Genomic DNA, 20,663 nt, shown 5'->3' with positions numbered 1-20,663 from the left:
GCCCTCGACGGCCGTGCCGTACCGCTCGCCCGACCGCTTACTTGCGGATCAGGCTGCGCAGCACGTACTGCATGATGCCGCCGTTGCGGTAGTAGTCGGCCTCACCGGGGGTGTCGATGCGGACGACCGCGTCGAACTCGACACCGGTGTCGGTGGTGACCTTGACGGTGCGCGGGGTGGTGCCGTCGTTCAGCTCCTCGACACCGGTGAAGGAGAAGGTCTCCTCGCCGGTCAGGCCCAGGGTCGTGGCGGACTGGCCCTCGGGGAACTGCAGCGGCAGGACGCCCATGCCGATGAGGTTCGAGCGGTGGATGCGCTCGTAGGACTCGGCGATGACGGCCTTGACGCCCAGGAGCGCGGTGCCCTTGGCGGCCCAGTCGCGGGACGAGCCGGAGCCGTACTCCTTGCCGGCCAGGACGACCAGCGGGATGCCCTGCTCGATGTAGTTGCGGGAGGCGTCGTAGATGAACGACACCGGAGCGTCTTCCTGGGTGAAGTCGCGGGTGTAGCCGCCCTCGGTGCCCGGCGCGATCTGGTTGCGCAGGCGGATGTTGGCGAACGTGCCGCGGATCATGACCTCGTGGTTGCCCCGGCGCGAGCCGTAGGAGTTGAAGTCACGACGCTCCACACCGTGCTCGGTGAGGTACTTGCCGGCCGGGGTGTCGGCCTTGATGGCGCCGGCCGGGGAGATGTGGTCGGTGGTGACCGAGTCGCCCAGCTTGGCCAGGACGCGGGCGCCCGTGATGTCGGAGACCGGGGTGGTCTCCATCGTCATGCCCTCGAAGTACGGGGGCTTGCGGACGTAGGTCGACTCGGCGTCCCACTCGAAGGTGTTGCCGGTCGGGATCGGCAGCGCCTGCCACTGGGCGTCGCCCGCGAAGACGTCCTGGTAGGACTTGTTGAACATGTCCTCGCCGATGGCGTTGGCCACGACGTCGTTGACCTCGGCCTCGGAGGGCCAGATGTCCTTCAGGTGGACCGGGTTGCCGTCCTGGTCGACGCCGAGCGCGTCGCGCGTGATGTCCACCTTCATGGAGCCCGCGATGGCGTACGCGACGACCAGCGGCGGGGAGGCCAGGTAGTTCATCTTGACGTCGGGGTTGATCCGGCCCTCGAAGTTCCGGTTGCCGGAGAGGACCGAGGTGACCGCGAGGTCGTGGTCGTTGACGGCCTTGGAGACCTCCTCCGGCAGCGGGCCGGAGTTGCCGATGCAGGTGGTGCAGCCGTAGCCGACGAGGTTGAAGCCGACCTTGTCGAGGTAGGGGGTCAGGCCCGCCTTGTCGAAGTAGTCGGTGACGACCTTCGAACCCGGGGCGAGGGTGGTCTTGACCCAGGGCTTGCGGGTCAGGCCCTTCTCCACGGCCTTCTTCGCGACGAGCGCGGCGGCGACCATGACGTACGGGTTGGAGGTGTTGGTGCAGGAGGTGATGGCCGCGACCGTCACCGCACCGTGGTCGATCTCGTACGTCGAGCCGTCGGGGGCGGTCACGGTGACCGGGTTGGACGGGGCGCCGTTCGGGGCGACGGCCGGGGCGTCGGAGGCCGGGAAGGACTCCTTGCCCGCCTCGTCGACGTCGTCGACGTAGTTGCGCACGTCCGTCTTGAACTGCTCGGCGGCGTTGGCGAGGACGATGCGGTCCTGCGGGCGCTTCGGGCCGGCGATCGAGGGGACGACGGTGGACAGGTCCAGCTCGAGCTTCTCGGAGAAGTCGGGCTCGGCCTTCGGGTCCAGCCAGAGGCCCTGCTCCTTGGCGTACGCCTCGACGAGCGCGAGCTGCTGCTCGGGGCGGCCGGTGAGCTTGAGGTAGTTGATCGTCTCGGCGTCGATCGGGAAGATCGCGGCGGTCGAGCCGAACTCCGGCGACATGTTGCCGATGGTGGCGCGGTTGGCGAGCGAGGTCGCGGCGACGCCCTCGCCGTAGAACTCGACGAACTTGCCGACGACACCGTGCTTGCGCAGCATCTCGGTGATGGTCAGCACGAGGTCGGTGGCGGTGGTGCCGGCCGGCAGCTCGCCGGTCAGCTTGAAGCCGACGACGCGCGGGATGAGCATGGAGACCGGCTGGCCGAGCATCGCGGCCTCGGCCTCGATGCCGCCGACGCCCCAGCCGAGGACGCCGAGGCCGTTGACCATGGTGGTGTGCGAGTCGGTGCCGACCAGGGTGTCGGGGTACGCCTGGCCGCCTCGCACCATGACCGTGCGGGCCAGGTGCTCGATGTTCACCTGGTGGACGATGCCGGTGCCGGGCGGGACGACCTTGAAGTCGTCGAAGGCGGTCTGGCCCCAGCGCAGGAACTGGTAGCGCTCCTTGTTGCGGCCGTACTCCAGGTCGACGTTCTGCTTGAAGGCGTCGTTGGTGCCGAACTTGTCGGCGATGACGGAGTGGTCGATGACCATCTCGGCCGGGGAGAGCGGGTTGATCTTGTTCGGGTCGCCGCCCAGCTCCTTGACGGCCTCGCGCATGGTGGCGAGGTCGACGACACAGGGCACGCCGGTGAAGTCCTGCATGATCACGCGGGCCGGCGTGAACTGGATCTCCTGGGAGGGCTGGGCCTGCGAGTCCCAGCCGCCGAGGGCGCGGATGTGGTCGGCGGTGATGTTCGCGCCGTCCTCCGTGCGGAGCAGGTTCTCCAGCAGCACCTTCAGGCTGTAGGGAAGGCGCGCGGAGCCCTCGACCTTGTCCAGCCGGAAGATCTCGTACGACTCGTCGCCCACCTGCAGCGTGCTGCGGGCGTCGAAGCTGTTCGCCGACACGACAGTCTCCTTCATTGATGTGCGCGTACCACCGCATCCTGCCGTCACGCGGGCTTGGCCGATCGCTTAGGACAGGCTAAGTTAGGTAACCCTTACTCGGGTGGCGGCTGCGGTGCGCCTCGGCAGATATCTCGATGTCGAGATAACTCTAGTACATGGGGGCCGACTGGTCATGTCCGGGCCCGCCCGTCAGCCGTCATCCGATGAAAGGAAGCCTCCGCTCTCCGCGAGGTCACTTTCGGTGATTTCCCGAATCGAGCGGACATGCCCCGCCTCAGCCGACCTGTTCCCATGGGTGCCGTCTCGGCGAGGGCGGCAAGCGGTCGTCTCCGTCACGGCCCGCGACCGGGGCGACGTCACTTCGTCGACTCCAGAATGCGGTCGAGTGTCCGGCGCCCCATTCGGCTCATCGTCGGATTGCTCTCGGCGTAGTACCAGACGAGCCCCATCGCCTGTTCGAACGCCCATGCCTTGCCGCGCTCCCACTCCAGATCGTCGCAGGCCAGTATCCGCCGGAGCACGTCCCGTGGGCCCGGCCGCAACAGGTGCCAGGCGCCGACCAGGTCCAGCGCGGGGTCGGCCGGGCCGAAGCCGCCGGTGTCGAGTACGCCGCCGAGCCGGTCTCCCGTGACCAGTACGTTGCCGGGGATCAGGTCACCATGGCTCATCACGTCGGCGGCCGTGCGCGGCAACTCCCGGAAGCGGCTCCACAATCGGCGCAGCCGGGGCACGTCGAGCAGCCCCTGGCTCTCCTCGAAGCACTTCGCCATCCAGTCGTCGTGGTGGGCGAGAACGCCGCCACGGTTGTCGCCGCTGAACCGCCGCCCCCGCGTCTCGGCGTCCCGCAGGGCCGCGATGAAGGCCGCAAGGTCCTCGGCGAAAGCGTCCGACCCACTCGGGTCGGCTTCGAAGGCGACCGTTCCCGGCAGCCACGTCTGGACCGACCACGGCATGAGGTAACCCGCTCCGGGCTTTCCCAGGGCGACGGGTTCCGGAACGGGGAACCGGGACACCCGTGCCAGCTCCGCGCTCGCCCGGGCTTCCCGCTCCAGAACCGCCAGCGCCTCCGCGGCATCGGTCGGACGCAGCGGGAAACGCGCGGAGAGGTCGTCCCCGACGCGGAAGACGGCGTGGACCGTCCCGGTCGACGACAGGGGGCGGATCGCCTTGCCGCTCCACTGAGGGAACTGTTCTCGGATCAAGGTCGCGACGACGTCGGTGGTCACGTCCACTTGGTCATCGTGCATGGTCAATCTCGCAGGCCCTTCCACTGGTCCGGTTCGAAACGACGGAAGCAGTCCAGATCAACCGGGACGACAGCAAGTATTCAGACGCCGGGTTCCAGGTCGACCGAGATTTCTTCGGCCACCCGGATGTCTCAACCGTCCGGGCCCGCTCCCGGCCCTCCGGATCCATCCGGTCCGTCGGGTGTCCGACGGCGCGTCAGCTGCCGGTGCGTCAGGTCGGCGGCACGGCGGCCATGACCCGGCAGGGCGGGGGTAGACGGAAGCGGAGCGTTCCCGGGACGGCCGTGGAGCGCTCCCGACGTCCCGACGTCCCGACCGAGAAGGAGACCCCGATGCCCCTCACCTTCCGCAAGAGCTTCCGCATCCTCCCGGGGGTGCGCCTGAACATCAACAAGCGTTCGTGGTCCATCACCACCGGCGGCGGCTCGCACGGCCCGCGCCACACCCACAGCAGCACCGGCCGTCGTACGACATCGATGGATTTGCCCGGACCTTTCGGGTGGCGTCGCACGCGTACCGCCAAGCGACGTTGACGGGGCATCACTCGAACAGACCCCCCGAGATGTGCGATCTCATATCTGAGATAACCTCAGCCTCATGGCAGACGACTACCTCGTACGCATCGGCAAGCTCATCCGTGACGCCCGGCAGCACCGGGGCTGGACACAGGCGCAGCTCGCCGAGGCGCTCGGAACCAGCCAGAGCGCCGTCAACCGCATCGAGCGCGGGAATCAAAACATCAGCCTTGAGATGATCGCTCGAATCGGTGAAGCTCTGGACAGTGAGATCGTCTCACTGGGCTATGCGGGACCGATGCACCTGCGCGTGGTGGGCGGCCGCCGGCTGTCCGGCGCCATCGACGTGAAGACGAGCAAGAACGCGTGTGTGGCCCTGCTGTGCGCCTCCCTGCTCAACCGGGGGCGCACGGTGCTGCGCCGGGTCGCCCGCATCGAGGAGGTCTACCGCCTCCTGGAGGTGCTGAACTCGATCGGCGTCCGCACGCGCTGGATCAACGGGGGCGTCGACCTGGAGATCGTGCCGCCGGCCGAGCTGGACATGGCGGCCATCGACGCCGAGGCCGCCGTGCGCACCCGCTCGATCATCATGTTCCTCGGCCCGCTGCTGCACCGCGCGGACCGCTTCATGCTGCCGTACGCCGGCGGCTGCGACCTCGGGACGCGAACCATCGAGCCGCACATGATCGCGTTGCGGCGGTTCGGGCTGGACGTCGCCGCGACGGAGGGGCAGTACCACGCCGTCGTCGACCGCGCCGTGCGCCCGGACCGTCCGATCGTGCTGACCGAGCGCGGGGACACCGTCACCGAGAACGCGCTGCTGGCCGCCGCCCGGCACGACGGGGTGACCGTCATCCGCAACGCCTCCTCGAACTACATGGTCCAGGACCTCTGTTTCTTCCTGGAGGCGCTCGGCGTCGGGGTCGAGGGCATCGGCACCACCACGCTCACCGTGCACGGCGTGCCGGACATCGACGTCGACGTCGACTACTCCCCCTCCGAGGACCCGGTCGAGGCGATGAGCCTGCTGGCCGCGGCGGTGGTGACGGAGTCGGAACTGACGGTCCGCCGCGTCCCCGTGGAGTTCCTGGAGATCGAGCTGGCGGTCCTGGAGGAGATGGGCCTCGACCACGACCGCACGCCCGAGTACCCCGCGGACAACGGCCGTACCCGGCTGGTGGACCTGACCGTGCGGCCCTCCAAGCTGGAGGCGCCGATCGACAAGATCCACCCGATGCCGTTCCCGGGCCTGAACATCGACAACGTGCCGTTCTTCGCGGCCATCGCGGCCGTCGCCCAGGGCAAGACCCTCATCCACGACTGGGTCTACGACAACCGCGCGATCTACCTCACCGACCTCAACCGCCTCGGCGGCCGGCTCCAGCTCCTCGACCCCCACCGGGTCCTGGTCGAGGGCCCCACCCGCTGGCGCGCCGCCGAGATGATGTGCCCGCCGGCCCTGCGGCCCGCGGTGGTCGTCCTGCTGGCGATGATGGCGGCGGAGGGCACCTCGGTGCTGCGCAACGTCTACGTCATCAACCGCGGTTACGAGGACCTGGCGGAGCGGCTGAACTCGATCGGGGCGCAGATCGAGATCTTCCGGGACATCTGAAAGCCATAAGAAAGAGCACCACGAGTCCCCTTTTGACCTGCATATATGCGAGCCAGGAGGGGACTCGGCTGTGTCTGTGGGACTTCTCAGGGACGGGACTTCTCAGGGACTTCTGGGCCGAGCCGGGAGACTGCCGGCCTCAGTGGCTGAAGGGCGGCTCGCCCGTCACTGCACGTGAGGGCTCACCGGCCGGGCTTCGAGCTGAGCGGCGCATGGACGAGGACAGGGCGGGCCGGTTTTTCGGCTCACTGCCTTTCTGCCACGCTCGGACACCCTCAACGGGCCCGTCCCACTCACTGCGAACGCAAGCTCGCGCGTCATGGTCCTTACTCCTCCCGCGGTCATCATGGGAGCATGTCCTTCAGCCCACAGCACCCCGCGCCCGCCCCGAGCGGCCTCTCGGACGCGGCCGCCGAGGACCTCGCGCTGTACCGGGAGAAGTTCCGACGGCGTCTGCCGGAGTCACTGGACGAGTTGCACGGCCCGACCCAGGGGATCGTGGAGCTGCCCCTGCACATGGCCTGGTCCGGGATGACGTCGTACGACCTGGGCAAGCCGCGCCGGCGTATGGACCTGTACCGCACCGTCCTGCACGAGGGCCTGCGCGACGACCTGCCTCGCTACCTCGACCAGGACCTGCTCCTCCAGCTGTGGCCGGTGCTGCGCACCCTCGTCGGCCGCACCGTGCGCACCGTATGGGAAGACGCCTTCCCCCAGCTCGCCTCCCGCACCCGGGCAGCCGCGTGACGGACATGCCGGAGCTGCACACACGGCTCCTGGCAGATGTGATCGCTCTCGGCTCCCCGTATCCCCTGGTCCTCACCGGCGGATATGCCGTACGGGCGCACCGCCTCGTGAACCGCCCCAGTCAGGATCTCGACGTCGCCACCGAGAACCCGGCGCCCATGGCCGACATCGCGGCCGCGATCCGCTCCGGCCTGGAAACCCGCGGTTGGAAAGTGCACGCGTTGGAGACCGCACCGCTGTCCGCCCGCTTCACCGTGTCCGATCCGGCCACCGGGCAGGACTGCGAGGTCGACATTCCCAAGGAGATCTTCTGGCGACCGGTCGCCCAGAGTCCGTACGGGCCCGTCCTCGCGGAGGAGGACGTGATCGGGACCAAGGTCCGCGCTCTCACCGACCGTGGAGCGCCCCGCGACCTGATCGACGTGTTCGCAGCCTCCCTCCGCTGGACCAATGCCGAGCTCGAGGAGTTCGGCCGCCGCCACGCCCGCGGCCGCTTCGAACGCGAGGACGCAGTCGAACCTCACGGGCGCCGAATGGACCGACGACGAAGCCTTCGCCGCCTACGGGCTCGATGACGCCACCATCACCGCTCTCCGCTCTTGGGCCGTGGAGTGGGCCGACGACCTTGCGACCCGCCTCCTCCAAGAGGCCGATGATCCGGACATCGAGTAATCATGTCCGGGAAAGGCCGTGTGCCGGAACCGTTCCCCGTTCCGGCAGGGACCGCACATCCGCGTCGTGCGCATCGTCCGCGTCGTCCGCCGTGGGGAAAGACGTCTTTCGTCGACGTGTGAGCTGCTTCCCCTCCTCACCTGAGTACGGGTGCTCACGTGAACGGGGCGGGGCGGGCCGAGACTTGGCGCATGAGACGATCCCTCGCCCTGACCGGCACGGTTGCCCGCTCCTCGCGCCGTCCGCGGCTCACGTTCGCCATGGCGGTCGTCGGCGTCTGCCTCCTCTCCGCCTGCGGGACCGCGGGGACGAGCGCCGACGGAGCGCTGAGCGTGCCCGCCGACACCTCCGGGGGCCGGTCCGCCGCGTCCTCCGCGTCCTCCGCGTCCTCCGCCGGGATGCTGAGCGAGGTCGCGCGGTCGTGTCCCCCGAGCGCCCCGCCGGAGGCGCCGCCGACCGGCCCGACGGAGGCGCTGCCGCCTGATGGGGTGGAGACGCCGCCGAGCGACGCGATCGAGCCCATCGCCCCGACGGCGGGGCCTGAGGTGGAGTTGAACGCTCGCGACTGGTGCGCGAGCTTCCTCCACGAAGAGCGCGTCACCCGGGCTCTCCTGGGGCTGACGGCTCCCACCCCGACCGAGGTCAGGGCGGTCCTGAACGGCCTCGGCTACGTCGACGAGCGCATCCACGGTCTCGAGCAGTCCGGTGCGGCCACGCGGTTCTTCCTCGACCTGCGCGAGCAGGGCGGACGACTCTGCCTGGCGGGCTCGGCGGCCGGGGAGCGGACCCTCGTCGACACCTGCGTGGCCCCTGCCACCGGCCCGTTCAGCCCCGGAGAGCGGGAACGGTGACCACCGGGCCGGCGTGACCGGCCCGTCTTCACGCGGCCGGGCGGTCCGGCCGCCCGGCTCCCGCTCACGTGGTGCCCGCAAGGCATGGTGGTGGACCGCCTTCGCGAAGCCGTCGAACAGCTTCGCGAAGGCGGCGGGGTCTCCGGCCCGTACCCGGGTACGCGTATCGGTGCTCACCTCCATGGGCTGTCCGGCGCCGCCCGCCCCCTTCCCGTGACCCGCGTCACGCCGACCGTGCTCCCGGGCGGCGTTCGTGGAGCAGGACGGCCAGCGGTGTCGCCGTGAACATGGAGGAGTACGTTCCCACGGCGAGGCCGACGAGCAGGGCCACGGCGAAGTCGGTGAGGGAGTCGCCGCCGAAGACCGCCAGCGCGGTGAGGACGAGCGCGGCGCCCGTCCCGGTGTTGACCGTGCGGGGCAGGGTCTGCTGCAGCGCCCGGTCGGCGATGCGGCGGAAGGAGGCGGCGCGCCCCCCGTCCGCGCGCCGGGTCAGTTCCCTGACGCGGTCGAAGACGACGACGGAGTCGTTGACGGAGTAGCCGATGACGGTGAGGAGCGCGGCCAGGAAGACGCCGTCGACCGGTTTGCCGAGCCAGGCGAAGACGCCGACGAGGATCACGACGTCGTGGGCGAGGGCAGCGACGGCGGCCGTGCCGAGCAGCAGGCGGAACCGGGCCGCCAGGTAGACGAGTTGGGCGCCGAGGGCGACGGCGAGGGCGATGACCGCGCCTCGGCGCAGTTCCTCGCCGAGGCTGGGGCCGATGGCCTCGTCGCGGAGTTCGTCGGCGGGGCCGGTCAGTCCGGTGACGGCCGCGCCGACGGCGTCCGCCTGCGCGTCGCTCACCTGGCCGGTCCGGACGGTGAGCCGGTTCTCGCCGGAGGTCTGCACCACGGCCTCGGGGAAGCCGGCGTCGGTGAGGGCGGCGCGGACCCGGTCGGGGTCGACCGGGGCGGCGGTGGCGTACTCGATCTGGCGGCCGCCGGTGAACTCGATGCCGAGGTCGAGGCCGCGCAGGGCGATCCCGGCCCCGGCGAGGACCAGTGCGGCGGCGGACGCGGCCAGCCAGCGGCGGGGGTGGCGCATCAGGTGCGGGTCCTTGCGGGCGAGCCGGTCGCGGACGGCGCCGGTGTGGGCGATGCCCGTCAGGTGGGGCCGGCGGCGCAGACCCGGGCGGGCCACGGCGAGGTCGGCGAGCGCGCGGGTGACGACCAGGGCGCTGACCATCGAGGCCAGGACGCCGATGCCGAGGGTGACGCCGAAACCGCGGACGGGGCCCGACGCCAGCGCGAACAGCAGTCCGGCGGCGATGAGGGTGGTGATGTTGGAGTCGGCGATCGCGCTGAGGGCGTTGCGGAAGCCGGCGGCCAGGGCCGAGCGCGGGGTGGGCCGGTGGCGCGCCGCGTACTCCTCCCGGGCCCGCTCGAAGACGAGCACGTTGGCGTCCACCGCCATGCCGATGGCCAGGACGAACCCGGCCAGGCCGGGCAGGGTGAGGGTGGCGCCCAGGGCGGCCAGGGCGGCGTAGGAGATCAGGCCGTAGCAGAGCAGGGCCGCGGCGGCGAGGACGCCCAGCAGCCGGTAGACGACGATGACGAACAGGACGGTCAGCGCGCTGCCGACGGCGGCGGCCCAGGCGCTGGCGGTGATGGCGCTCGCGCCGAGGGTGGGGCCGACGGTGCGCTGTTCGACGGTCTCGACCGGTACCGGCAGGGCGCCGCCGTTGACGAGCAGGGCGAGTTCCCGGGCGTCGCCGTCGTCGAAGGCGCCGTTGATCATCGTGGAGCCGCCGCTGATGCCTGCACCGCAGCCCACCGAGGGGTCGACCTGCGGTGAGGAGATGATCCTGTCGTCGAGGACGATGGCCACCCGGCGGGCCGGGTCTCCCGCGGGCCGGCAGGCCGCCTCGCCGGTCAGGCGGGCCCAGCGGTCGCGGCCCGCGCCCTCGAAGTCGACGGTGACGTGCCAGCCCGCGCCGCCCTGCTGGTCGAACCGGGCGGCGGCCTCTCCGACGTCGCCGCCGGTCAGCGCGGCCGCGTCGAGGCGCAGGGGCTGACCGGACTCGTCGGACAGGACGCGTGCGCGGGTGGGGTCGGGGCCCGGGTCGGGCCGCGACTCGGGACGTGGGCCGGGGGCGGCTCCGGGAGCGGCTTCGGTTCCGGGAGCGGCGTCGGGCGCGGTTCCGGGAGCGGCGTCGGGCACGGTTCCGGGAGCGGTATCGAATCCGGACCCCGCCGCCGTGCCCAGCACCCGGTGGAAGGTGAGCTGGGCGGTGCGGCCCAGGACCTCCGCCGCCTCCGCCGGGTCCTGGACGCCGGGGAGTTCGACGACGATGCGGTCGTCGCCGGAGCGGACGATGGTGGGTTCGGCGACGCCGAGCGCGTCGACGCGGCCGCGCAGCACCTCCACGGTGCGGTCGACGGTGTCGCCGTCGTCGGTGGTGTCGGTGGTGGCGGTGGGTCGGGTCTCCAGCACGATCTGGGTGCCGCCGCGCAGATCGAGCCCGAGGTGGACGGGCACGGTCATGGCGACGTACAGGGACAGGGCGACTACGGCGAGGGCGAGCAGCCCTCGGATGCGCTGGGCGCGGGTCAAGCGGGCCTCCGGCAGGCGTGCCGCGGCCCGGACGGGACCGCGGTGAAGGAAGAGAGGGGGATGTCAGGTGCCTGGAGGAGGGGGCGGGGCGCGCAGGGGGTGGCCGTCGGCCGGGCGCGGGCGGACGGGTGGGAGCACGGCCGTCCGCGGGGCCGGCGTTCCCGGCAAAGCGGTGCCGGCCGGGTCCCGGGGGTCGAGGCCGGCGAGGGCCGGCGGGGCGGGGAGGTCGCCGTGGACGCGGGCCGCTGCCGTGCGGACGGCGGGCGGCGCGTCGTCGGCGACGGGGGCGCCGCCCGCCTCGACGCCCGCGGAGACGCCGTGCGGGGCGTGAGGGTGAAGGCGAGGGCCGTCGTGTGCGGCCGGGGTGAGAAGGGTGGTGAGGACGACGAGGAGGGCGGTGAGCAGGGCGGCCGCCGTCGGCGGGCGGGGCCCGCCACGGGGGACGGGACGCGCGGAGCGTGTCATGTGCCGTCCCCCCTCTCCTCGTTCTCCTCGTTCGCGCGCGGCCGGTTCAGGTGGCTTCCGCGCGGGCGGCCGTTCCCCTCGTCGACGTGATGACGTGCGGGCGGCTCGCTTCGTGCCCGTACGGGCCGGTTCAGGGCTCGATGAGGCCCGCCCGGATGGCGTACCGGGTGAGTTCCAGCCGGTCGCGCATGCCGAGCTTGCTGAGGAGGTTCGCCCGGTGGCGGTGGACGGTCTTGATGCTGATGAACAGGGTCTCCGCGATCTCCTTGGAGGTGTTGCCCTCCGCCACGAGCTTGAGGACCTCCTCCTCGCGCGCGGTCAGCACCCGTTGCGGGGGTTCCTCGCCGTGGCGGACGCGGTCGAGGTAGTTGCGCACGAGGGCGGTGACCGCGCCGGGGTAGAGGAAGGGCTCGTCGCGCACGGCGGCCCGGCAGGCGGCGACCAGGTCGCGGTCGGCCACGGACTTGAGCACGTATCCGCCGGCCCCGGCCTTCAGCGCCTGGAAGAAGTACTGCTCGTTGTCGTGCATGGTCAGCATCAGGATGCGCAGGCCCGGCTTCAGCGCGGCGAGTTCACGGGCCGCCTGCAGGCCGGTCATCCGGGGCATGGCGATGTCCAGCACGGCCAGGTCGATGTCGTGGGCCCGCGCCAGGGCGATGGCCTCGGCGCCGTCCCCGGCCTCGGCGACGACCTCGAGGTCGGGTTCCCGGTCGAGGATGAGGCGCACTCCGCGGCGCACCAGGGCGTGGTCGTCGGCGAGGAGGATGCGGATCGGGGACGGGGCGGTCGAGGAGGGATCGGTCGGGGACGGGTCGGTCGGGGTGGTCATGACACCTTCTTCCGGACGGGCACGGTCAGCCGGACCTGGGTGCCGGTCGGCTGGGAGACGATGTCCAGGGTGGCCCCCACGAGCAGCGCCCGCTCCCGCATCCCCCGGATGCCGGCGCCCTCGTGCGCGATGCCGGTCCCATGGCCGTCGTCGGTGACGGCCAGCAGCAGCGCGCCGTCCGCGGAGGACAGGCTCACCTCGACCCGGTCGGCCCCGGCGTGGCGGGCCGCGTTGGTCAGGCTCTCCTGGACGACCCGGTACAGCACCAGTTCCGTCTGCGGGTCGAGGGCCGGCAGGTCCGCGTCGAACCGGCGTACGACCCGCAGTCCGGCGTGGGCGGCGAACTCGGTGGTGAGCGAGGTCAGGGCGCTGACCAGGCCGAGGTCGTCCAGCACCCCCGGACGCAGTCGGCGTACCAGACGGCGTACTTCGTCCAGGCTTCCCCGGGTGATCTCCTGGGCCTGCCGGAGTTCGCCGCGCAGGGGCTCGTCCGCCTCGTCGGCCGCCCGCTTCAGCGAGAGCAGGATCGCGGTCATCGTCTGCCCCACCTCGTCGTGCAGTTCCTGGGCGATGCGGCGCCGTTCGGCCTCCTGCGCGAGCAGCACACGGCCGCTGCTGGCCGCCCTCTCGCTCTCCAGCCGGTCGAGCATGGCGTTGAAGGTGCGGATGAGGTGGGCGACCTCGCGCATGCCGTGCGCGGGCAGCCGCTGGCCGGGGCGGAGCAGGTCGACCGTGGTCATCAGGCGGGTGAGCCGGTCGAGGGGGGACAGCGCGAGCCGCAGCAGGGCCGCGTTGGCGACCAGCATGACCAGCATGCCGCCGACCAGGATCACGGCCTCGGTCAGCAGGACCGGCACGGAGACGGTGACCGGGGCCCACAGCAGCAGCGCGGTGGCCGTGCCCAGCACCACCGCGTTCAGCCCGAAGATCCGCCAGAACAGGGACACCGGGATCGCGCCTTTCGTAGGGACACGCTTCGTACGTGGTCGGTCTCGTGGTCGGTCTCGTGATCGGCCTCGTCGTCGGAATCGTCGCCGGGACCGGGGCCGGGGCCGGGTCGACGCGCCCGCGCGCGTGGGACGCGGGGAGCGGACCGACCGGCCCCCGACCAGCGTGCGCGCTGTCCGCCGCCGCGTCGATGGGCTCTGATGCCCATTTCCCGGCGCGCGCCGGCCGGGCCGGCGGTCCGGAGCGGGACGGGCGGCGCGTGCGGCGGCGGATGGGTACTGCGCCCGATAGGCAGGGGGCGGCCCGTGGGCGACGGTGGAGGGGAGCGGCGACCACCACCGGCCGCTCCCCCGCCGAGCCACCCGAGGAAGAGGTCCGCCATGTCGTCGCTCGACACGCCCCCCACCGAAGGCCGTCCGAAGCGCCTGACGGCGCACGAGGCCCGTCAGCGTCTCGAGCACGAGCGCAACGCGCGGCTGACCCAGCTGCGGGCCCTCGACGAGGCCGGGCGAGGAACGACGGACCCGGTGACCGACCAGGTGACGGTCGTGCAGAAGGAGGCCGTCCGGCGCGTGCTCGCCGAGATCGAGGCGGCCTTCGCGCGCGTGCACGACGGCGGTTACGGCATCTGCACGGGTTGCTCCCGGCCGGTGCCCGCCGAACGCCTGGAGATCCTGCCGTACACGCGCTTCTGCGTCGCCTGCCAGCGTCACAGCGCCTGACCCCCCGCCTGACCCCGCCCGTCCCCGTTCCCCGCCCCGACCGATTCCCGTCCTGCCCGATTCCCGTCCTGCCCTGACCGAGGGGTGAAGTCGTGAACCACCGCACCATCGGTGACGTGAACCACCGGACCGTAGGTGAGCGGTCCCCGGTCCTCTCCGCGGAGGACCTCGCCGCGCTCCGCGAGAACCTGCACGAGCAGTTGCTGTTCCGCCGGGAACAGATCGAGCAGCTCACGTCCGCCGCCCCGGCCCTCGTCCCCGGTGACGGCGACGGGGACGGCGACGGGCCGGGCGGGCTGCGGGCCGCCGCCCGGATCGAGGTCGGGGTCCAGCTCGCCGCCTCCGCCCGTATGGTGCTCGCCGACGTGGAGGCGGCCCTGCGCCGCATGGACGAGGGCCGTTACGGCTCCTGCCGTCTGTGCCGACGGCCCATCGCCCGCGAGCTGCTGGCGATCGTGCCGCAGGCCCGGCACTGCGCCCGCTGCCGCCAGGTCAGGGAGACGGGCCGGTGATCCCCGCGGCCCGTCGCGGCTCCGGCCGGCACCGGCCGTGGCCGCTGTGCCGGCGGTGCTACGGCCTCGCCCTGGACGTGGGCGCCACCCGTACGCGGGTCTGGACGTCCGACCGGGGCACGGTACTCGACGTCCCCAGCACGGCCGGCGCCGGGGCACCGGCCCCGCGGGGCGCCGTCGGCAGCGGCGTCGACAGCGCCGGCACGGCGCGGTTGCTCGACCGGCTGTTCGGCGGCCGCGAGCCCGGTGCCGGCGGCGGCCGTCCCCTGGTCATCGTGAGCGCGCCCGTCCTGGACGGCGTCGCCCACCGGGGCCGGGTCCGCGCCGCCGTCGAGGTGCTGCGCCCGCGTGCCGTGCTCACCGTCCCCGCCGCCCGCGCGGTCGCCGTGGCCGCGCGGGCCGACCTGTCCCGGCCGCTGCTCGTCGTGGACCTCGGCGCCCGTCTCACGGAGGTCGTCCTGCTGGCGGACGGGGCGGTGGTCGACGCCCGGGGTGCCGCGCTGGGGACGGACGACGTGTACGGCGCCCCGCCGGGCACGGCCGCCGCCTCGCCGGTGGCCCCGCCGGCCGCCCTCCTCGTCGACGCCGTCACCGCCATGGTGACCGCGATGCTGGAGGAGGACCGCACGCCGCAGACGCTCGACGCCCTGCGGCGCGGTGTCCTGCTGGCCGGCGGGGGCGCGTCGCGGCCCGAGATCCCCTACCGGCTGACCGGCCGTCTGCACGCCCCGGTCCACCCGGTGCCCGCCCCGCGCACCGCCGCCGTACGGGGCGCCGCGGAACTCCTGCGGGCCGCGCACGCCCACCCCTCGGCCGCCGGCGTCGTGGGGGCCGGGGTGTCCCGGCCCGGCTGACGGCGTGTCCGCCGGCCGGTGGCATCGGCCCGCCGTCTGTCCGTCGTCCGTCCGCCGTCGGCCCGTCGTCAGTCCGTCGTCAGCGTCATGCGGGCCGCGTGCACCGCGTGGAAGTGCGGCAGGGGCAGGCCGCCCGTCGCGCGCAGTTCCATCAGGGTGACCTCGACGCGGACCGCGCCGGGCTCGATCGGTTCCGGCGCGGTCCCGCCCGTGTTCACCCAGCGGTGCTCGGCGCCGTCGCAGACGGCACGGGTGCCGCCGACGGGGTACTGGGCGGTCGAGTCCTCGTGGCGGACGGAGGAACTGACGAAGACGGGCCCGGAGCTGCCGACGCAGCGGTAGGTGCCGGAGAGGGTGACGGTGCCGTCGGCGGCGATCCGGCCGACCGGGTCGACGGTCACGCTCTCGGACGGGTCGGCGGTCGCGGTCACCGCGGGCGCGGCCGACAGGAGCAGGGCGGCGCCGGCGGCCAGGGCGGGGCGCGGGAATCGGCTCGGGACGAGGCGGAACGGCATGGGAGACCTCCTGGTAGGGGGTTCCACTGGTACCGGGAGGACGGGCCCGCGCCCGTGACCGTCACTCCTTCGGTGGCGAGTCCGCACCGTGCGTCGGTGAACGGTCCGCGGGTCGTCCCGGTGCTGTCACACTCCCCGGCGGCCTCTGGCGGCGGTGTCCCGGGCGGGCGCACGGTCGGTTCGACGGGGCCCGCCGACCGGTGGCCCCACCGACGTGGAGGTGCGCCATGTGTACCCACCGGACGACGAACTCCCCGGCCGACCCCGCGCACGTCGTCGCGGCCCGCCCCGAGCAGGGCTGGACGCTGCTGTGCGACGGCACGATCGTCTTCGACGACTCCGGCGAGCTGCTGCCCGACGGCCGTGTCGTGGCCCCGCACCGCGTGCCGGCCGAACGGCTCGCCGTCGCCGCCTGATCAGTCCCCGAGGACGGCGAACCCGTCCAGTTCGACGAGGGCCTCCTCGTCCCACAGCCGTACGATCCCGACGACCGCCATGGCGGGATAGTCCCGGCCCGCCAGCGCCCGCCACACGCGGCCGAGTTCGGGTGCGCGGGCCCGGTACGCGGCGACGTCGGTGACGTACACCGTGACGCGTGCGAGGTCCGCCGGGGTGCCGCCGGCCGCCGCGAGGGCGGTCAGGAGGTTGGCCAGGGCGCGGGCGAACTGGTCGGGCAGCGAGTCCCCGGCCACCTTCCCGTCGGCGTCCAGCGCGGTCTGGCCGGCCAGGAACACCACGCGGGAGCCGGTCGCGACGACCGCGTGCGAGAAGCCGGCCGGCGGTGACAGCTCCGGCGGGTTGACGCGCTCGGCGGTCACCGGACGCCCTCCGGCCCGGCCTGCGCGGGGCCGTCCCCGCCCGCCCGCGCACGGTCCGGTTCCGTGCGGTCCGGCACCGTACCGTCCGGCTCCGTGCGATCCGGTGCCGTGCTGTCCGCCCCGGGGCGCCCCGGCTCCGTGCGGTCCGGCTCCGTGCGGTCCGGCTCCGTGCGGTCCGGCTCCGTGCGGTCCGGCTCCGTGCGGTCCGCCCGCGCGTACAACTCCCTCGCGATGATGGTGCGTTGCACCTCGCTCGCCCCCTCGTAGATCCGTGGCGCCCGCACCTCGCGGTACAGGTGTTCCAGCAGGTGGCCCCGGCGCAGGGCGCGGGCGCCGTGGAGCTGGACGGCCGTGTCGACGACGTACTGCGCGGTCTCGGTGGCGAGGAGTTTCGCCATGGCGGCGCGGCGCGGCACGTCGGGTGCGCCGGTGTCGTACGCCGTGGCGGCGGCGTACACCATCAGGCGGGCCGCCTCGGTGCGCAGGGACATCTCGGCGACCTGGTGGGCGACCGTCTGGAGGTCCCTCAGCTTGCCGCCGAAGGCGTCCCGTCGCGCGGTGTGGGCCAGGGTGGCGTCGAGGGCGGCCTGGGCCATGCCGACGGCGAAGGCGCCGACGCTGGGCCGGAAGAGGTCGAGGGTGGACATGGCCACGCGGAAGCCGCGGTCCGGTTCGCCGAGCAGGTCGGCCCCAGTGACCGGGACGGCGTCGAAGGTGAGGGCGCCGACGGGGTGCGGGGAGAGCATGTCGAGGGCGGTTCCGGTGAGGCCGGGGCGGTCGGCGGGGAGCAGGAAGGCGGTGACGCCGCGGGCGCCCGCTCCGGGTGTCGTACGGGCGAAGACGGTGTAGAAGTCGGCTTCGGGGGCGTTGGAGATCCAGCGTTTCTCGCCGGTCAGGCGCCAGCCGCCGGTGCCGTCGGGCTCCGCGGCGAGGGAGAGCGCGGCCGCGTCCGAGCCCGCCCCCGGCTCGCTGAGCGCGAAGGCGGCCACGGCGCTGCCGTCGGTGACGCGGGGCAGCCAGTGCTCCCGCTGGTCGCGGCTGCCGTGCGCGTGGACGGGGTGCGCGCCCAGGCCCTGGAGGGCGAGGGCGGTCTCCGCCTCGGTGCAGGCGTGGGCGAGGGACTCGCGCATCAGGCAGAGGTCGAGGGCGCCGGAGGTGAACAGGCGGGCGAGCAGGCCCAGTCGGCCGAGCTCGGCGAGCAGGGGGCGGTCGACCCGGCCGGGTTCGCCCTTCTCCGCGAGCGGGCGCAGCCGGTCGGCGGCCAGGGCGCGCAGTTCGGCGCACCAAGCCGTCCGTGCCGGTTCGAGCGAGAACGCGGGCATCGCCGCCCCTCTCCGCCGATGGCCTTGCCTCTGCCACCCCCACGGTATCGCGAACCGTTGACTGTCGTCACCGAGGCGATACGCTCGGTGGGCGAGCCCACGCCACGCGCACCGTCACGCCACGCCACGTCACGTCACGTCACGCCCACCGTCACGCGCACCACGGCGCTCCCGGGCGCCCACCCAGACAAGGGGGCGATCCGCCATGCACGCCTCGGCCCACGTCGACACCTTCGCGCGCGACCACCTCCCGCCGCCCGACCGGTGGCCCGCACTCCACTTCGATCTGCCGGAGCTGCGCTACCCCCGGCGGCTGAACGCCGCCGCCGAGCTGCTCGACGGCGGCGCACCCGGGCGGCCGGTGTTCCGCACCCCCGCGGGGGCGCCCTGGACGTACGGGGAGCTGCGCGCCCGCGTCGACCGGCTGGCGCACGTCCTCACCGGCGAGCTGGGCGTCGTGCCGGGAAACCGGGTGCTGCTGCGCGGGCCGACCACGCCGTGGCTGGCGGCCTGCTGGCTGGCGGTGCTGAAGGCGGGGGCGATCGCGGTCACCGTGCTGGCGCAGCAGCGCCCGCAGGAGCTGCGCACGATGTGCGCGATCGCCCGGGTGGGGCACGCCCTGTGCGACGTCCGGTCGGTCGGCGACCTCGCCGGGGCGGGGATACCGGGGCTGCGGATCGCGGTGTACGGCGGCGACGCCCCCGACGACCTGCTGAGGCGGCGGGCGCCCGCCGGCCCGTTCCCGGCCGTGGGCACCGCCGACGACGACGTGGCGCTGATCGCCTTCACCTCGGGCACCACCGGTCGGCCCAAGGGCTGCCTGCACTTCCACCGGGACGTGCTGGCGATCGCCGACACCTTCTCCCGGCACGTGCTGGCGCCACGCGCCGACGACGTGTTCGCGGGCAGTCCCCCGCTCGGTTTCACCTTCGGTCTCGGCGGTCTGCTGGTCTTCCCGATGCGGGCGGGCGCGAGCGCCCTGCTGCTCGAACAGGCGGGCCCGCGGCAACTGTTGCCGGCGATCGGCGAGCACCGGGTGTCCGTGCTGTTCACCGCGCCCACCGCCTACCGGGCGATGCTCGGCGACCTCGACGGGCACGACGTCTCGTCGCTGCGCCGCTGCGTCTCCGCGGGCGAGAACCTGCCCGCGGCCACCTGGCGGGCCTGGCACGAGCGGACCGGGCTGCGCCTGATCAACGGGATCGGGGCCACCGAGCTGCTGCACATCTTCCTCTCCGCGGCCGACGAGCGGATCCGGCCGGGCACCACGGGCGTCCCCGTGCCGGGCTGGCAGGCGCGGGTGCAGGACGGCGACGGCGATCCCGTCCCCGACGGCCTGCCCGGACTGCTCGCCGTGCGCGGCCCGGTGGGCTGCCGCTACCTCGCCGACCCGCGGCAGCGGGAGTACGTGCGCGACGGGTGGAACGTCACCGGCGACACCTATGTCCGCGAGGCGGACGGCTACTTCCGGTACGTGGCCCGCGCCGACGACATGATCGTCTCCGCCGGGTACAACATCGCGGGTCCCGAGGTGGAGGAGGCGCTGCTGCGGCACCCCGACGTCGTCGAGACGGCGGTCGTCGGGCGGCCCGACGAGGCGCGCGGCCGGGTGGTGGTGGCGTTCGCCGTCCTGCGGGCCGGGGCGCGTCCGGACGCGGAGGCGCTGCGGGCCTTCCTCAAGGCGGAGCTGGCACCGTACAAGTGCCCGCGCGAGATCGTGTTCCTGGACGCGCTGCCGCGCACCGCGACCGGCAAACTCCAGCGTTTCCGGCTGCGCGCCACCGGCGACACCGGTGGTGACCAGCAGTGATGCCGACGACCTAAGATGATCAACGTGTCCGACCAGCCCGCACCCCGGTCCCTCATCGTCACGCTCTACGGGGCGTACGGCCGCTTCGCGCCGGGCCCGGTGCCCGTCGCCGAGCTGATCCGGCTGCTCGCCGCGGTCGGTGTCGACGCGCCTGCCGTGCGCTCCTCGGTGTCCCGGCTGAAACGGCGCGGCCTGCTGCTGCCCGCCCGCACCCCGCAGGGCGCCGCCGGGTACGAACTGTCGGCGGAGGCACGGCAGTTGCTGGAGGACGGCGACCGGCGCGTCTACGCCACCGCGCCGCCCGAGGACGAGGGCTGGGTGCTGGCGGTGTTCTCGGTGCCGGAGTCGGAGCGGCAGAAGCGGCACGTGCTGCGCTCCCGGCTGGCCGGTCTCGGCTTCGGCACTGCCGCCCCGGGTGTGTGGATCGCCCCGGCCCGGCTGTACGACGAGACGCGGCACGCCCTGGAACGGCTGCGCCTGGACGGCTACGTGGACTTCTTCCGCGGCGAGCACCTCGGTTTCACGCCGACCGTCGAGGCCGTCGGCCGCTGGTGGGACCTGGCGGCCGTCGCCGAGGAGCACGAGGCGTTCCTCGACCGCCACGCGCGCGTGCTACGGGCCTGGGAACGGCGCGAGGACACCCCGGCGGAGGAGGCGTACCGCGACTACCTGCTCGCCCTGGACGCCTGGCGCCACCTGCCCTACGCCGATCCCGGCCTGCCCGCCGCGCTGCTGCCGGACGACTGGCCGGGGACGCGCTCGGCGGCGGTGTTCCGGGGGCTGCACGACCGGCTGCGGGACGCGGGCGCCGCCTTCGCGGGACTGCTCCCCGAGGCCTGAGCCGCCCCCGGTCCCCCCTCTCGGCTCTCGGCTCTC

Annotated in this window: 19 protein-coding genes and 1 pseudogene; 11 read left to right on the top strand and 9 right to left on the bottom strand. The window is 73.2% G+C overall.

Translation table 11 applies throughout. The features are described from left to right. Window positions 1-37 precede the first annotated feature (37 nt). Both acnA and ACZ5FU_RS06155 read right to left on the bottom strand, forming a co-directional pair. On the bottom strand, window positions 38-2,755 hold the full coding sequence (gene acnA / locus ACZ5FU_RS06160) for an aconitate hydratase AcnA (RefSeq protein WP_451526855.1): 2,718 nt from the start codon (window positions 2,753-2,755) through the stop codon (window positions 38-40). A gap of 356 nt (window positions 2,756-3,111) precedes the next feature. Beyond that, window positions 3,112-4,002 carry an aminoglycoside phosphotransferase family protein gene (locus tag ACZ5FU_RS06155; RefSeq protein WP_469044826.1) on the bottom strand — a complete coding sequence of 297 codons (891 nt, stop codon included), beginning with the start codon at window positions 4,000-4,002 and terminating at the stop codon, window positions 3,112-3,114. Window positions 4,003-4,334: 332 nt separating this feature from the next. Here ACZ5FU_RS06155 and ACZ5FU_RS06150 point away from each other — a divergent pair, with 332 nt between their 5' ends. From ACZ5FU_RS06150 to ACZ5FU_RS06130, 5 genes and pseudogenes are all read left to right on the top strand, one after another. Further along, complete coding sequence (locus ACZ5FU_RS06150) at window positions 4,335-4,535, top strand: DUF4236 domain-containing protein (protein ID WP_363090398.1); 201 nt, start codon at window positions 4,335-4,337, stop codon at window positions 4,533-4,535. Window positions 4,536-4,599: 64 nt separating this feature from the next. Further along, window positions 4,600-6,129, top strand: a complete 1,530-nt coding sequence (locus ACZ5FU_RS06145) for a helix-turn-helix domain-containing protein (protein ID WP_451526853.1) — start codon at window positions 4,600-4,602, stop codon at window positions 6,127-6,129. A gap of 354 nt (window positions 6,130-6,483) precedes the next feature. Continuing rightward, entirely contained in the window at window positions 6,484-6,876 is a 393-nt protein-coding gene (locus ACZ5FU_RS06140) for a hypothetical protein (RefSeq protein WP_451526788.1), read from the top strand. 5 nt (window positions 6,877-6,881) lie between these two features. After that, window positions 6,882-7,548, top strand: a pseudogene (locus ACZ5FU_RS06135) (nucleotidyl transferase AbiEii/AbiGii toxin family protein). A 191-nt stretch (window positions 7,549-7,739) separates the two neighbouring features. Next, window positions 7,740-8,399, top strand: coding sequence for a hypothetical protein (locus ACZ5FU_RS06130; RefSeq protein WP_469044824.1), 660 nt, complete (start codon window positions 7,740-7,742; stop codon window positions 8,397-8,399). A gap of 223 nt (window positions 8,400-8,622) precedes the next feature. Here ACZ5FU_RS06130 and secD read toward each other — a convergent pair whose 3' ends face one another. From secD to ACZ5FU_RS06110, 4 genes are all read right to left on the bottom strand, one after another. Then, the gene (gene secD, locus ACZ5FU_RS06125; RefSeq protein ID WP_469044823.1) at window positions 8,623-10,992 is read right to left on the bottom strand and encodes a protein translocase subunit SecD; all 2,370 of its coding nucleotides are present in this window, start codon (window positions 10,990-10,992) and stop codon (window positions 8,623-8,625) included. Window positions 10,993-11,055: 63 nt separating this feature from the next. After that, entirely contained in the window at window positions 11,056-11,457 is a 402-nt protein-coding gene (locus tag ACZ5FU_RS06120) for a hypothetical protein (RefSeq protein WP_468645664.1), read from the bottom strand. Window positions 11,458-11,587: 130 nt separating this feature from the next. After that, window positions 11,588-12,286: a response regulator gene (locus ACZ5FU_RS06115; protein WP_451526784.1), complete on the bottom strand. Its 699-nt coding sequence runs from the start codon at window positions 12,284-12,286 to the stop codon at window positions 11,588-11,590. Then, window positions 12,283-13,233, bottom strand: coding sequence for a sensor histidine kinase (locus ACZ5FU_RS06110; RefSeq protein WP_451526783.1), 951 nt, complete (start codon window positions 13,231-13,233; stop codon window positions 12,283-12,285). Before ACZ5FU_RS06110 ends, ACZ5FU_RS06115 begins: the two co-directional genes overlap by 4 nt. 381 nt (window positions 13,234-13,614) lie before the next feature. On the opposite strand from ACZ5FU_RS06110, the gene ACZ5FU_RS06105 reads away from it, so the two are divergent. The 3 genes from ACZ5FU_RS06105 (at window position 13,615) to ACZ5FU_RS06095 (ending at window position 15,322) form a co-directional block, all read left to right on the top strand. Continuing rightward, window positions 13,615-13,956 carry a TraR/DksA C4-type zinc finger protein gene (locus tag ACZ5FU_RS06105; RefSeq protein ID WP_451526782.1) on the top strand — a complete coding sequence of 114 codons (342 nt, stop codon included), beginning with the start codon at window positions 13,615-13,617 and terminating at the stop codon, window positions 13,954-13,956. Window positions 13,957-14,048: 92 nt separating this feature from the next. After that, a complete protein-coding gene (locus ACZ5FU_RS06100) occupies window positions 14,049-14,468 on the top strand; it encodes a TraR/DksA family transcriptional regulator (RefSeq protein ID WP_451526781.1) in 420 nt (139 codons plus the stop codon). After that, the gene (locus ACZ5FU_RS06095; protein ID WP_469044821.1) at window positions 14,465-15,322 is read left to right on the top strand and encodes a hypothetical protein; all 858 of its coding nucleotides are present in this window, start codon (window positions 14,465-14,467) and stop codon (window positions 15,320-15,322) included. The genes ACZ5FU_RS06100 and ACZ5FU_RS06095 overlap by 4 nt, the downstream gene beginning before the upstream one ends. 68 nt (window positions 15,323-15,390) lie before the next feature. On the opposite strand, the gene ACZ5FU_RS06090 is transcribed toward ACZ5FU_RS06095, so the two are convergent. Then, complete coding sequence (locus ACZ5FU_RS06090) at window positions 15,391-15,837, bottom strand: DUF6299 family protein (protein ID WP_468833335.1); 447 nt, start codon at window positions 15,835-15,837, stop codon at window positions 15,391-15,393. Between the two features lie 227 nt (window positions 15,838-16,064). On the opposite strand from ACZ5FU_RS06090, the gene ACZ5FU_RS06085 reads away from it, so the two are divergent. Then, a complete protein-coding gene (locus tag ACZ5FU_RS06085; RefSeq protein ID WP_451526778.1) occupies window positions 16,065-16,253 on the top strand; it encodes a DUF5999 family protein in 189 nt (62 codons plus the stop codon). On the opposite strand, the gene ACZ5FU_RS06080 is transcribed toward ACZ5FU_RS06085, so the two are convergent. Continuing rightward, window positions 16,254-16,655, bottom strand: a complete 402-nt coding sequence (locus ACZ5FU_RS06080) for a RidA family protein (RefSeq protein WP_451526777.1) — start codon at window positions 16,653-16,655, stop codon at window positions 16,254-16,256. Then, window positions 16,652-17,977: an acyl-CoA dehydrogenase family protein gene (locus tag ACZ5FU_RS06075; protein ID WP_469044820.1), complete on the bottom strand. Its 1,326-nt coding sequence runs from the start codon at window positions 17,975-17,977 to the stop codon at window positions 16,652-16,654. The genes ACZ5FU_RS06080 and ACZ5FU_RS06075 overlap by 4 nt, the downstream gene beginning before the upstream one ends. Before the next feature lie 205 nt (window positions 17,978-18,182). On the opposite strand from ACZ5FU_RS06075, the gene ACZ5FU_RS06070 reads away from it, so the two are divergent. Together ACZ5FU_RS06070 and ACZ5FU_RS06065 are read left to right on the top strand one after the other, a co-directional pair. After that, window positions 18,183-19,787 carry an AMP-binding protein gene (locus ACZ5FU_RS06070; RefSeq protein ID WP_468833340.1) on the top strand — a complete coding sequence of 535 codons (1,605 nt, stop codon included), beginning with the start codon at window positions 18,183-18,185 and terminating at the stop codon, window positions 19,785-19,787. A gap of 15 nt (window positions 19,788-19,802) precedes the next feature. After that, complete coding sequence (locus ACZ5FU_RS06065; RefSeq protein WP_451526774.1) at window positions 19,803-20,627, top strand: PaaX family transcriptional regulator; 825 nt, start codon at window positions 19,803-19,805, stop codon at window positions 20,625-20,627. The last annotated feature ends 36 nt before the right edge of the window (window positions 20,628-20,663 follow it).

It is taken from the genome of Streptomyces sp. NPDC031554 (genome assembly GCF_055580685.1).
This window is presented reverse-complemented; position numbering and strand designations above follow the sequence as displayed.